This window comes from Chryseobacterium glaciei, assembly GCF_001648155.1.
Taxonomy (GTDB): Bacteria; Bacteroidota; Bacteroidia; order Flavobacteriales; family Weeksellaceae; genus Chryseobacterium; species Chryseobacterium glaciei.
On sequence record NZ_CP015199.1, the window covers coordinates 2,518,283 to 2,531,013 of the forward strand.

The window sequence follows — 12,731 nt, forward strand, 5'->3', positions numbered from 1 at the left end:
TATGATTTTAAAATTTGCATTTTGATAAAAAAATAATAAGTTTGCAGCGAATAACATAATAAAAAGTATATAAATGAAGAGAATTATGATTTTTTGTGCATTAATGATTTTTTTTAATGCATTTTCTCAAGACCAACATAAATTTTGCGGTTTTGACGAAGTAATGAGAAAAATGGATAGTAAATATCCAGATTTAAAGAAAAAAAGAGAGGAGACAGAAGCTAGATTAAGTAATCTGGATAAACAGTCTTACTTAAATAAGGTAGGTGCAACAACATCTTGGAACGGCTTATACACAGGACAGGTTTATGAAATACCTGTAGTTGTACATGTGATTGAATCTCAGGCTACAGCAAATGCTAATTTAGCTCTAACAGATCAGGAGATTATAGATTGGATCGACAGAGCAAACAGAATGTATGCAACAACTTTCGGAAATGGCTTTTATGCTGAAGGTACTGGCCCGACAGGTGGTTCGGTAATACCTTTTAAACTTGTACTGGCTAAAAGATCTCCTAGCTGCGAACCTACAACAGGGATTGTAAGATATAATGGTAGTACGCTTCCTTCTTATGATACCTATGGGGTAAAAATGCAGACTAATAATGGAGCAGCTGATTATGATATTAAAAGTCAATTGGCTCCGCATTGGCCGGAAACATCTTATTTTAATATCTATGTAGTTATTGGTTTTGATGGCGCACAACAGCTATCTTATGGATTAATGGGGTATGCCATGTTCCCAGATAGTTATGATTATAGCTATGAAAGCTTTATGAAGGTAGCTACGATTAAAAATACAAATGATACAACATTAACGCATGAGTTGGGACATGCATTCGGTTTATACCATACTTTCCAAGGAGTTAATTATACCAGTCAGACTACTTGCCCGGTAAATAACAACTGTGCAACAGACGGAGATAGAGTTTGTGATACTTCGCCATCAAGAAGTATGTATGGAGTGGCTATTCCTAATAATACAGCAACAGATCCTTGTACAGGACAAAATTATGACGGGACACAATATAATGTAATGAATTATACTAACTCTAACCGTAAATTTACAGACGGACAAAGAGATAGAGCGATAATGCTAATGATGGAATACAGAAAGAGTTTGCTGAACTCTACAGCAGGTAAAGATCCTTCAGTTGTTATTCCTTCTACGGTTTCTGTTGTGGCAGCACAATGTAACCCTGCAGGAACGGCGCATCCAACAAACAATAATTTTGCGATAGGACCTTATAGAGTAAACTTTGCATCTATTAATAGTACTACTAATGGATATGATTCAGATGAGGTGGCACCGATATATTATGCTGATTATTCTACGGCAACTTGTATTAGACCTGCATATTATACAGATATCAACTCAAATTCAAGTACTCCGTTGAAAGTAACGTATATGAATGGATTTAGCCAAGCTGATAAATTCAGAACAAAGGTTTGGATTGATTATGACAATAGCGGAACTTTTGAAACTAGTGAATTGGTGGTGAATAATACTTCTGCAACCGCGATGGCTTCAGGAGCTGTTGTAACGCTTACAAATAGTATTACTCCACCGGCTTCTGCTGTAAAAAACACCTATTTAAGAATGAGAATTGCGGTAGATGCTGCTACATTTGCTTCAGCAGCCCTTCCTGATTTTACGGCTTGCTCACAATTGCAATATGGCCAGATGGAAGATTATGCAGTGAAAATTTTAGATGTGCTGGGTACTTCTGAAGTTAAAGATAATTCAGATGTTAAAATTATATATTCTAAAGGAGAAAATAAGCTTACCCTTGTAGGAAGTAGAAACAGCATATTTGGAGATTATCAGATTTATGACCTTAGTGGAAAACTGATCCAAAAAGGAATTTCGAAAACAAATGAAGTTAAAATCAACCAAGAGTTGGTAAAAGGAGCTTACATTATTAATTATTCGAATAAAGATCAAAAAGGATCTAAGAAATTCTTAAATAACTAAATTACTAGAAGCCCTTTTTAAAGGGCTTCTTTTTTATAATCAAATGACATGGAGAAAATTATAAGTATTTTATTACTGTGCTTTTTGATGACTAATTGCCAGTCTCAACAGAAAAAGAAAGAAGTCAAAAACAAACCTACAATATCCGTAAAAAGTGACACCGAGTATTTTTTAGGAATCTGGAAGTTTGTTGAAAAAAAATATCTTGATGGGACTGAAAAAAAGATCTACCCAATTCATGAGTGTATGAAAAAATATGATCTCGTTTTCGAAAAAGAAAAAGGAAATATATTTTTAACTAAAAATTATGCTACGGGTAAAGACTGTACAATTAAAAGTTCTTCGGGTAAAATTCTGGTTACGATAAATCAAAGCTCTTTTTCTTATTTGGATGCAGATCTAAAAAGAAATGATCAATATAAAATACTTTCAAAAGACAAATTTTCAATCGTTTATAGTGATATTCTTGACGGTAAAATAAGAGATATTGAAGATGTTTACGAAAAGCAGAAATGATTTTTAAATTAATGATATTCAGATGTTTGATTCTTTTAGTTTAAATAATCTTATCTTTAAGTATCAAATCACCAAAATCTTTAATTATGAAAAATTTAATCGTACTTTCATTAAGTTCATTCCTATTATTAATTTCTTGTAATAAAGAGAAAACAATTGATGACGAATTAAAAGAGGCTGCAACCAGTATGAATAAGCTTACTCCACAGATTCTAAATGATGGAATACGACTGGACAGCGTTTCTGCAGAACCTAATAGAGTTTTTAAATATAATTATACATTGATACAGGATGTAAAAGAGAATGTTACGGAAGCAGAAATTAATACTTTTAAGAAAGAAGCAAAAGAAGGAGCTGTTAATGCTATTAAGACATCTGCTGATATGCAGCAGTTTCGGGATAATGATGTTACGTTGAAATATTCTTATTACGACAAAAACGGAAAACCAACAGCCGATTTTTCTGTCACCTCCGCGGAGTATAAAAAGAAATAATTTTTGCTTAAAAATAATTAAAAAATCCGGATGCTTATTTCAAGCGATCCGGATTTTGTTTTAAAAAGCTGTCCCAACCCGTGTAAGATTTGTCACTGCTTATAGTTCCTGAATTAAAGTGATGACAAACTGCAACTGCCAATCCATCAGATGCATCCAGATATTTTGTTGGAAATTCTTTTAACTTTAATAAATTTTGAAGCATTCCTGCAACCTGTTCTTTACTTGCATTTCCGTTTCCGGTGATGGCCATTTTTATCTTTTTCGGTGAATATTCTGTAATTGGAATATTTCTGTACAAACTCGCGGCCATCGCTACACCTTGCGCACGACCCAATTTAAGCATACTCTGAACATTTTTTCCAAAAAAAGGAGCTTCAAGAGCTACTTCATCAGGGTGATATTCGTCGATTAATGCCAATGTTTTATCAAAGATATATTTAAGCTTAGTTTCGTGATTCGGATATTTTTTTAATATCAATTCATGAATCGAAACCATCTCCATATTGCCTTTTTTAACGGAAATAATACCGAAACCCATAATGGCTGTTCCGGGATCTATTCCTAAAATTATTTTTTCTGAAATCATCACGTCAAAGATATGACTTTCATTAATTTTTAATGATGAAAAAAATCAAGTGAAATATTATAATTTTAGTAAAAACTTCTTAACTTAAACAAAAAATAACTATGAAAAACGTAATGATCTTTTTTATGTTTCCGGTTTTTTTGTTTTGCAATTTTTTGCAGATGAAAGACTTAAAGGAAAAAGGAGTCGTTAAAAATGATAATTCATTAACAGAAAAAGACAGAATTGTTTATCTATTTTTTAAAGTTGAAAAAAATAATTCAGGGGCAGAAAAAATAGTTTTGGAAGATCAAAAGATCATGGAAGGAAGATTAAAATCTAAACCATCTTTTGATATAAATTCAGCTAAAACAGGAGATTTTATTATTTCTTTAAATGATGCCAACGGGAAAGAAATAGTAAAACAAATCGTAGGAGATCCACTAAATCCTGAATTAGAAAGATTTGGTGAAGAAGGATTAAGCAGAAATAAGGTTTCTCTTCAAAATGCAGAATTCAGCGTAAGATATTCTCATTCCGAAGAAATAAAAGTAGTGAGAGTTGAGAAGGTCACAACCGACGGAAAACAATTATTATTCACCCAAAAACTATAATCATGAAAAAAACTTTACTTTTCCTGTTTACCAGCACATTTTGCTTTTCTCAGGTCTTCGATGTAGTTCCACTTTTACAGAGCGGATCAAATGATAAACGAATCAATATCGCGGTTTTAGGGGATGGTTTTACTGCTGCTCAACAAGCCAATTTTGTTTCTTCGGCACAGTCTACAATTAATTATCTTTTTACAAAAAGTCCTTACACGGAGTATAAAAATTATTTTAATGCTTACGGTATAAAAGTAATTTCTGCAGAAACGGGGGTAAAACATCCCGGGACAGCAACAGATGTTACAGAGCCAGTAATTCCAGTTTCAAATCCTAATAATTATCTCGGTTCTTCGTTTGATTTTGGGGTTCACCGATGTATTTACAGTAATTCTACCAATAAAGTAGCGCAGGTTTTAGCGGCTAATCTTCCGGATTATGATATCACCTATGTTCTTGGTAATTCTACGGAATATGGTGGATGTGGTGGAACGTATGCCTTTGCTTCATTAAATGCTTCTGCGAATGAAATCGTTGTTCACGAATTAGGACATTCATTCGGAAAGCTTGCCGATGAGTATTGGTTTGCAGGCTCTGGAGAATCTCCAAATAAAACTCAGACCTCAAATCCGGCAACGATTAAATGGAAAAATTGGGTAGGTGTAAATAATGTTGGAGTTTATCCTTACACAGAAAGTCCGTCTTGGTTCCGCCCGCATCAAAACTGCGAGATGAGGTATCTGGATAGACAGTTTTGTTCTGTTTGTAAAGAACAAATTATTGAAAGAATCCATTCTTTGGTTTCTCCGGTTGATTCTTATACTCCGGCAAACAGCAGTTCTGTGAGTGCTAATACAAATGTTACATTTACGGTGAATGAAATTCTGCCAATTCCAAATACATTGGTGAATACATGGACATTGAACGGAACGCCACTTGCCTCTACAAGCAATTCTTTAATTGTAACTCCGAGCCAATTGAATAACGGAAATAATACACTACTTTTTTCGGTGACAGATAATACAACTTTGGTAAATGTTACAGGACACAGCACCGTTCATTTTACCAATGTAAGCTGGACGTTGAATAAGTCTACTCTTGGAACCTCAGAAGTAAAAGTCCAGGAAAGAAGATTCAGCATTTATCCAAATCCTGCAAGCAGTGAATTTTATATTAAAGGAAAACCGGATTTCTCAAAGGATATCAAAGTCGTTTTATATGATGCATCGGGTAAACTGATTCCTGTGAAATATGAAATGAAGGATTCTGCTACAATATTTGTAGATGTTAATAACTTGATCATCGGAACTTATACTTTAAGTGTAACTCAGGATAAAGAATTAATCATTTCTCAAAAAATTATCAAAGAATAATTTAAATTAAATAATACATTAAATCGGCTCACAAGGCCGATTTTTTTGTTTTAATAATTGATTTGCTCTAGCTTTTTCTCAGCAATAGGAACCCATTTTCCATCATGACGGAGTAGTATGATTTTATCAACTATGAATTTAGTTTTATATTCTTTGTTTTTATAAACGTCAAGTGCTTTTAGATAATTATCAAAACTTAAATCTCTGTAACCAACCGTCATATGAGGATTAAAATTATATCTGATAAAATTGAAATACTGTTTTACTCTGTTGTAAAGTTTAATAAGATGCTCATTTTCTTCAGGTTTAACAAAAAGGACAGGGCTTTTATTTGGAAAACCGTCAAAACCATTTAATGTAATTTCGAATGGGGAAATATTGGTATCAATTTTTTGAAAAGCAATGTGAATATCTTCTTCTAATTCTATTTCTCTGGAAAAAGGCGGAAATAAAGTAATGTGAGCATCATTTTTTAATGCTTTTGAATTATTGTAGTTTAATGCTAAATCCTGCTTAAATATTTTCACCTCATCAATAATCTGTTGAGGTGGATAAACGGCTATGAAATAGAGCTTTTTCATAAATTGAATTTATGAAACTATTTTTTGTGAAACTGGTACTTTCATTTCTTTTCCTAAATCAATCACCGTATTTTCAATTCCATCAGTAATTTTCTTTATTTCGATATGCGGTCTGAAAATTGAACTTTTTCCTTTTTCTTCATCCGCTATATTAGATAAAATAATAACAGACGTTTTCGTTTCAGGATAATAAATGTTCAGGGAGGGAGAGCCTTTGATGTATCCACTGTGGAAATAAGCGGTCGGTTTTCCGAGGTTAAGCATAATTCCGTAGCCGTAACCCATTTTTCCGAAAATTTGATGTTGTCTTTCCGAACTTTTAGCAGTGAATTTTTGAAGAGTTTCGTGATTTAAAATTTTTCCGTCATACAAGGTATTATTCCAGGTATTAAGATCCTGAATTGTCGAAAGAACGCCTCCTGCAGGAATTCCGATTTCTTTCCCGCCTAGTCTTTTAGGCATATTTTTAATTTCCTCGAAATTTTTATCATTACCAAGATAAGCTCCGGCAAAATCAGTTCCTTCAAAAATATTTCCTGTTGAAGAACTGTTCATTCCCGCTTTTTTGAATAAATTCAAAACGTTTTCATCATAAGATTTTCCTGAAACCGTCTCAAGTATTTTTCCTAAAGCATTAAAACCATCATTGGAATAGAAAAAATTTGATCCACTTTTAAACATTAATTTTTCTCCAAGAAGATTTAATCCTGAAGTATGATTTAAAAGCTGATGAATGGTGATGTTTTCGTATTCTTTGGTCTGAAATTCCTTTAAATATTTTGAAACTTTATCATCAACCTTCAGTTTTCCCTGTTCCATTTCAAGTAAAACCATAACCGCAGTAAATTGTTTACTTACAGAACCTATAGCAAAAACGGTATTATCATCGATCCTAGTTTTAGATTTAAAATCTGAAAAACCATTTTCTTTTCGATAAAGCTGAACAGAATCTTTGAAAACCGCAACACTTCCATTAAAGTCATATTTCTTGAAAACAGAATCTATCTGTTGCTCCAGCAATTTTTTTTCAAAAGCTATGATGGTAGAATCTATGATCGCGTTTTTGTCGATTGGTTTTGCGACTATTTGTTTAATTTCATTTTTCTCACATGAAATTAAAATAACCAAAAGGAATATGAGGGCGGAAAAATAATAATTTTTTTGTGTCATTTGGGAATAATACTTTTTTAAAATCAACATTGTTCCTCAAAAATAAGAAAAACCTCTTAATTTCACTTAAGAGGTTTTGAGTAAATATTATAATTAAGATCAAAAACTAACTGTATTCCCAATATTTGCAATCTTGGTTGATATAAGCAACAGAATTATGTCATTGGATTGAATTTTTTTATAATTACTTTGTCTTTATAAAAGCAATATAAACATCATCTATTTTTTCGTCTGGTGTGAAAACTTTTGTATAAGGTTTTGGAATGTAGTATACGTTGTATTTATTACTGAATATATTATAACTTTTATTGAATATTTTATAGTCTAATTTTTTTCCTTCAAAGAGAACCAAAGATTTTTCATTCGCGTAAAAACCTTCTGCAGAAATATCTCCATACTGTTTTCTAACATCGTTTTCTGCAAGATAAATAACATTTTTTTTGAGGAGGTCTTCCTTTTTCAAAATCATTAACTGCCCTTCATAATCATAATCTTCAGGACTGAATTCCAGTAAATTTTCTGATTTAATACTCTCTTTTGGAACCTCCAAATTGTAGAAACCTTTAGCGTCTGTTTTTGCAGAATACACCTTTTGAGGGGTAATAAAATGGATAGTGGTTTCTGGGCCTGATTTATTTGTTCCTTTAATTAAAACTTTTCCTGAAATAATCATAGTCCCATCGCCGGTTTTATCTTCCTCTTTCTGATTTTCTTTAGAAATTTTGGATTGAGAAGAAACAAATTCTGTTTTAGTTACAGTCTTTGTCTGCGCCGGATAAGAATTAAAAATACTTGCCGTTAAAGCAACCCCCGCAGCTATTTTAGTAAAAGTAGTTTTTCTGGAATGACGGTTTTGTGAAAATGAAATTTCAGGTTGTAAAGAGCGGTTTAATTGATTGTTAAAAACTATTCCACAGAACCTTTCGCCTTTATTTTGTTGAATGATATTTAAAATCTCCGAATCATTAAGGTTTGATAAATCTAAAACTTTTTTTGAACATAGATCACAGAATTTTCCGTCAGGAAGATCATGCATTTTGTCTAATGATTCTTCGCAGGGCTTTTTAATTCTCAAAAAAGGTTTCATAATGTGGTTTTAGTTTAGCTTAAAAACGAGAATTTTCACATATTATTTTGGAATCAAATCACAAAACCAGAAAATATATTCTTCATCCTTATCGTTCTCATCAGATTTTGGTTTGGGATAAGTTTTCTTTACCGTTTCTCCAATTTCAAACTCAATTGGATTTTTAAAAATAGGTCCATCAAAAGTAAAGGTGTGAAATTCTCCATTTTCTCCACAAGGATCAACATTTTCGGGCAAATCTTTAATGAAATCTTTATCAATAATTCTTCCTGCGAAGCTTTTATCAAGATAAGTTTCATTTACGCAGGTAACAATTGTTTTAAAACCAAGATCTAAAAACTCATTGATGAGGCTTGATGTATTCTGCTTCCAGAGAGGAAAAACGGCTTCCATTCCGATAGATTGTAATTGTTCCTCGCGATATTTTCGAAGATCTTCCAGAAAAATATCTCCAAAAATAGAATGCATATTTCCTTTAGATTTTATAGTATCCATCGTTGAAATCATAATTTCACGATATTGTTCCATTGTCGGTTCTTTTGGAATTTGCATCGTCATTAATGGAATTTCCAGACTTGAAGCTTGTTGTTTCAAAAGATCTACATGAACACCATGCATAGAAATCCGTTGAAATTCTTCGTTCACACTCGTAAGTAGGGAAGTGATTTCAAAACGGTCTTCTTTTAAGGTTTTATATAAGGCAAGAGCGGAGTCTTTTCCGCTGCTCCAGTTGAAGATGGCTTTAGGCTTCATTAAAATACTAATTTGTATATATTTTTAAATTTCTATATTATGTTAAATGTAACATAAAGGTGAATTAAGTTGTCTTATTTAATTAATGACCGACAATTTTTTTTAAATTTAAACCAAATTAAATAAAACTAAATGAAAAACTTATTATTGGGAACTGCAGTTCTGTTTTTTACAGGAACTATCAATCCTGCTTTCTCGCAAAGCACCGAGGCTCCAAAATTTATCAGTAACACGGAAGGTGTAAAAGAATACAGCCTTAAAAACGGAATGAAACTTCTTTTAATTCCCGATGCGTCACAAAGCAACATGGTTGTAAATATTGTATATAATGTTGGATCAAAAGATGAAGGTTACGGTGAAAAAGGAATGGCCCATTTACTTGAGCATATGCTGTTCAAGAGTACAAAAAATCTCGGAGATATTAAAAAACAACTTTCTGATAAAGGAGGTCAGGCCAATGGAACAACTTGGTACGACAGAACAAATTATTATGAAATTTTCCCTTCCACTGATGAAAACCTGAAATGGTCTTTACAAATGGAAGCCGACAGGATGCTAAATGCTACGATTCTTCAAACTGATCTTGATAAAGAGTTTTCTGTAGTAAGAAATGAGTTTGAGATCGGAGAGAATAATCCTACAAGAGTTATGATGCAGAATGTATTTTCTAACGGCTACACTTGGCACAATTACGGAAATAGTACAATAGGAAGTAAAGAAGATATTGAGCGTGTAAAAGCTCCGACACTTAGAAAATTCTATGAAAAATATTATCAGCCGGATAATGCAACATTAATTATTGCCGGAAAGTTTGATGAAAAAAGCGCATTGAAATATGTGACCGATTATTTCTCAGGATTAGCAAAACCAATCCGTCAATTAGGCGGAACTTATACCGTAGAACCTGCTCAAAATGGAGAAAAATATTTTGAAATTAAAAGAAATAATGATCAGCAGATCATTGCGGCAGGATATCATACATCAGCTTTTGCAGATAAAGATTATGCAGCGTTGTCCGCGCTTTATGAAATACTAACTTCAGATCCTTCAGGATATTTGTATAAAAATTTGGTGGAAACTCAAAAAGTTTCTTCTATTTGGACATTCAGCCCTGTAGTAAGAGATCCGGGAATGGTTTATTTTAATTTTGATGTTCCGAAGGATAAAAATCTGGATGAGACAACAAAATTGGTAAGAACAGAATTAGACAAAGTTTCAACAATAAAGTTTACTGCTGATGATCTTAAGAGAGGTAAGGCGAAACTGGTAAAAGATATAGAAAACGAAAAAAATAATACGATAAACTTTGCAATCAATCTTACAGAAATCGTAGGTGCCGGAAATTATAAATTGAGCTTCCTTTACCGTGATAATGTAGAAAATCTTAAACTGGAAGATATCAACAGAGTTGCTCAGAAATATTTTAAAAATAATAACCGTACGATTGGCGTTTTCCGTCCTTCTCCGAATGAAGAAAGGGTTTCTCCGGCAGAATTCAGAGATAATCAAATCGCTGATTTGGTGAAAGATTATAAAGGAAAGGCGATAGAAAAAGAACTAGCAGCTTTCGAAGCTTCCATTGCTAATGTTAAGAAAAATCTTACCGAAGGAAAACTTTCCAACGGGATGAAATATGGTTTAATTAATAAAGAACTTAAAGGCGATAAAGTTCAGGGAACTTTCCGTTTCAGAATTGGAAATGAAAAAGATCTTGAGGGTAAAGATGCTGTTGCAAGCATCACAGCTTCTCTATTAAAATCCGGAACAAAAACAAGAACAAAAGAGCAGATTCAGGATGATCTTGATCAAATGAAGTCATCTGTCAGTGCTTATGTTTACGGGCAAAATTTAATTATAAGTTTAAATACTTACAAACAATACTATCCGAAAGTAATGGCCATTGTACAAGACATTTTGACAAACGCGACATTCCCTGAAAATGAACTTACCAAAACAGTAACGGAAACAAATACCTGGTTGGAAGGACAGATAAAAGATCCTGATGCCATTGCTAATAATGAATTGCAAAGATTGGCATCTCCATATCCAAAAACAAGTATTTTCTACGTTGCTTCTTTACAGGAACAAATTGACGAGAATAAAAAAGTAACTAAAGCTCAAGTGGTAGATTTCTATCAGAATATTATGGGAGCTTCAGATGGAGTAGGGACATTGATAGGAAGCATTGATGTAAAATCGGCTTCTTCTGAATTAGAAAAAACATTTGGAAAGTTTACAGCAAAATCAAAATTTGTTGAAGTAAAACCAACTTTCTTTGATACAAAAAAACAGGATAAAAACATCATCACGCCTGATAAAGAAAATGCGGTAGCTCTTGGAACCTCAAGTTTCAAAATGACACAGGATAACCCTGATTATCCGGCTTTGGTTATGGCTAATGAAATTTTAGGAAGCGGCGGATTCCTTTCTGCAAGATTACCGATGAGGTTGCGTGAAAAAGATGGAATTTCTTATGGAGTTGGTTCTTATTTAAGCGTTCCCGTTACCAACGACGTTGCTTCATGGAACTATTATGCTTACCTAAATCCGACAAAGAGAGACGCTGTAGAAGCTGCTGTGAAAGAAGAAGTAAGCAAAGCATTGGCTTCCGGATTTACTCAGGAGGAATTAGATTCTAATAAAAAAAGTTATGCAAACGAAAGGATGACCAATTTAGGTTCAGACAATGTACTTATTACTCTTGTGAATACAAAACTTCTTTTCGGAGTTCCATTGGAAAGATTTGACGAGCAGAATTCAAAAATTCAGAATCTGAAATTGACGGAAGTAAATGCAGCCTTGAAAAAATATATTTCTGAAAATAAAGTGATCTCTGTTTTTGCAGGAGATTTTAATAAGAAGTAGATTTATATTTAAAACTAAACATAAACCCGTAGATTATTTCTGCGGGTTTTTTATATTTGAAAAATGAAAAAAATATTAATTCTGACTTTTCTGATTGTAAGTTTATTTTCCTTCGCTCAAAGTGTTAAAACTTTAAGGCAGGAAGCAGTTAAAGCGATCAACAATAATGATTTTTCAACAGCTAAAACTTATTATGAGAAAATTTTAGAGAAAGGTCATAAAACATGGGAAACTTATGTTCTTTTAGGAGATTGTGAATTTCATTTAGGTAATGCTGATAAGGCTTTGGTTTATTATGAAGAAGGTTATAAAAAAGCTAAAGTTCAGGATTATGCAACTATAAATATTAGAACGGGAACTATCTTAATGCAACAAAAAAAGTATGAAGAGGCTTGGATGAAATTTCTAAAAGTAGAAATTACCAGGCCAAATGATCCTGCAGTAAAAAAATTACAGGCAATTGCTTTGTATCGTATGGAAAAATATAATGAAGCATTATTTACTCTTAACCAAGCAGAAAAGTATGATACTTCAGATTTAGAAATTAAATATTATAAAGGCCTTATTTTTTTCAAGCAAAATAAAATTGAGGAAGCTTGTGAAAATTTTGAATTGGCAAAAGGTTTAGATATTCCTGATTTGAAAATCTTGACCGCACAACATTGCAACAAGTCTAAATAAAACAAAAACCTCAAAGAAATTCTTTGAGGTTTAATTTATAATTTTGACATTTAGTAGTCAATA

The 12,731-nt window shown here is 32.6% G+C and carries 12 protein-coding genes; 7 read left to right on the forward strand and 5 right to left on the reverse strand.

Translation table 11 applies throughout. The annotated features are described in order from the left end of the window. Positions 1 to 73 precede the first annotated feature (73 nt). From A0O34_RS11260 to A0O34_RS11270, 3 genes are all read left to right on the forward strand, one after another. A complete protein-coding gene (locus tag A0O34_RS11260; protein ID WP_066754668.1) occupies positions 74 to 1,975 on the forward strand; it encodes a zinc-dependent metalloprotease in 1,902 nt (633 codons plus the stop codon). Between the two features lie 48 nt (positions 1,976 to 2,023). Next, on the forward strand, positions 2,024 to 2,491 hold the full coding sequence (locus A0O34_RS11265) for a hypothetical protein (protein ID WP_157886003.1): 468 nt from the start codon (positions 2,024 to 2,026) through the stop codon (positions 2,489 to 2,491). Positions 2,492 to 2,577: 86 nt separating this feature from the next. Then, complete coding sequence (locus A0O34_RS11270; protein WP_066754671.1) at positions 2,578 to 2,985, forward strand: hypothetical protein; 408 nt, start codon at positions 2,578 to 2,580, stop codon at positions 2,983 to 2,985. Between the two features lie 34 nt (positions 2,986 to 3,019). On the opposite strand, the gene ruvC is transcribed toward A0O34_RS11270, so the two are convergent. Further along, positions 3,020 to 3,574: a crossover junction endodeoxyribonuclease RuvC gene (gene ruvC / locus A0O34_RS11275; RefSeq protein ID WP_066754672.1), complete on the reverse strand. Its 555-nt coding sequence runs from the start codon at positions 3,572 to 3,574 to the stop codon at positions 3,020 to 3,022. Positions 3,575 to 3,735: 161 nt separating this feature from the next. Here ruvC and A0O34_RS11280 point away from each other — a divergent pair, with 161 nt between their 5' ends. Continuing rightward, positions 3,736 to 4,167, forward strand: a complete 432-nt coding sequence (locus tag A0O34_RS11280; protein WP_157886004.1) for a hypothetical protein — start codon at positions 3,736 to 3,738, stop codon at positions 4,165 to 4,167. 2 nt (positions 4,168 to 4,169) lie between these two features. Next, positions 4,170 to 5,531 (forward strand): M64 family metallopeptidase, encoded by a 1,362-nt coding sequence (locus A0O34_RS11285; RefSeq protein ID WP_066754676.1) that lies wholly within the window; start codon positions 4,170 to 4,172, stop codon positions 5,529 to 5,531. A 50-nt stretch (positions 5,532 to 5,581) separates the two neighbouring features. Here A0O34_RS11285 and A0O34_RS11290 read toward each other — a convergent pair whose 3' ends face one another. The 4 genes from A0O34_RS11290 to A0O34_RS11305 form a co-directional block, all read right to left on the reverse strand. Continuing rightward, a complete protein-coding gene (locus tag A0O34_RS11290) occupies positions 5,582 to 6,112 on the reverse strand; it encodes a 2'-5' RNA ligase family protein (RefSeq protein WP_066754682.1) in 531 nt (176 codons plus the stop codon). A 9-nt stretch (positions 6,113 to 6,121) separates the two neighbouring features. Next, complete coding sequence (locus tag A0O34_RS11295; RefSeq protein ID WP_066759655.1) at positions 6,122 to 7,282, reverse strand: serine hydrolase domain-containing protein; 1,161 nt, start codon at positions 7,280 to 7,282, stop codon at positions 6,122 to 6,124. Between the two features lie 184 nt (positions 7,283 to 7,466). Then, positions 7,467 to 8,369 (reverse strand): hypothetical protein, encoded by a 903-nt coding sequence (locus tag A0O34_RS11300; protein WP_066754683.1) that lies wholly within the window; start codon positions 8,367 to 8,369, stop codon positions 7,467 to 7,469. Positions 8,370 to 8,411: 42 nt separating this feature from the next. Then, positions 8,412 to 9,122, reverse strand: a complete 711-nt coding sequence (locus tag A0O34_RS11305) for a Dph6-related ATP pyrophosphatase (RefSeq protein WP_066754684.1) — start codon at positions 9,120 to 9,122, stop codon at positions 8,412 to 8,414. A gap of 132 nt (positions 9,123 to 9,254) precedes the next feature. On the opposite strand from A0O34_RS11305, the gene A0O34_RS11310 reads away from it, so the two are divergent. Both A0O34_RS11310 and A0O34_RS11315 read left to right on the forward strand, forming a co-directional pair. Further along, on the forward strand, positions 9,255 to 11,987 hold the full coding sequence (locus A0O34_RS11310; protein WP_066754685.1) for a M16 family metallopeptidase: 2,733 nt from the start codon (positions 9,255 to 9,257) through the stop codon (positions 11,985 to 11,987). 63 nt (positions 11,988 to 12,050) lie between these two features. After that, complete coding sequence (locus tag A0O34_RS11315) at positions 12,051 to 12,668, forward strand: tetratricopeptide repeat protein (RefSeq protein WP_066754686.1); 618 nt, start codon at positions 12,051 to 12,053, stop codon at positions 12,666 to 12,668. Positions 12,669 to 12,731: the final 63 nt, after the last annotated feature.

Excerpts from the sequence above, each read along its gene's own strand:
- A0O34_RS11260 (WP_066754668.1), top strand. The coding sequence starts at position 74 with ATGAAGAGAATTATGATTTTTTGTGCATTAATGATTTTTTTTAATGCA.
- A0O34_RS11265 (WP_157886003.1), top strand. The coding sequence starts at position 2,024 with ATGGAGAAAATTATAAGTATTTTATTACTGTGCTTTTTGATGACTAAT.
- A0O34_RS11270 (WP_066754671.1), top strand. The coding sequence starts at position 2,578 with ATGAAAAATTTAATCGTACTTTCATTAAGTTCATTCCTATTATTAATT.
- ruvC (WP_066754672.1), bottom strand. The coding sequence starts at position 3,574 with ATGATTTCAGAAAAAATAATTTTAGGAATAGATCCCGGAACAGCCATT.
- A0O34_RS11280 (WP_157886004.1), top strand. The coding sequence starts at position 3,736 with ATGAAAGACTTAAAGGAAAAAGGAGTCGTTAAAAATGATAATTCATTA.
- A0O34_RS11285 (WP_066754676.1), top strand. The coding sequence starts at position 4,170 with ATGAAAAAAACTTTACTTTTCCTGTTTACCAGCACATTTTGCTTTTCT.
- A0O34_RS11290 (WP_066754682.1), bottom strand. The coding sequence starts at position 6,112 with ATGAAAAAGCTCTATTTCATAGCCGTTTATCCACCTCAACAGATTATT.
- A0O34_RS11295 (WP_066759655.1), bottom strand. The coding sequence starts at position 7,282 with ATGACACAAAAAAATTATTATTTTTCCGCCCTCATATTCCTTTTGGTT.
- A0O34_RS11300 (WP_066754683.1), bottom strand. The coding sequence starts at position 8,369 with ATGAAACCTTTTTTGAGAATTAAAAAGCCCTGCGAAGAATCATTAGAC.
- A0O34_RS11305 (WP_066754684.1), bottom strand. The coding sequence starts at position 9,122 with ATGAAGCCTAAAGCCATCTTCAACTGGAGCAGCGGAAAAGACTCCGCT.
- A0O34_RS11310 (WP_066754685.1), top strand. The coding sequence starts at position 9,255 with ATGAAAAACTTATTATTGGGAACTGCAGTTCTGTTTTTTACAGGAACT.
- A0O34_RS11315 (WP_066754686.1), top strand. The coding sequence starts at position 12,051 with ATGAAAAAAATATTAATTCTGACTTTTCTGATTGTAAGTTTATTTTCC.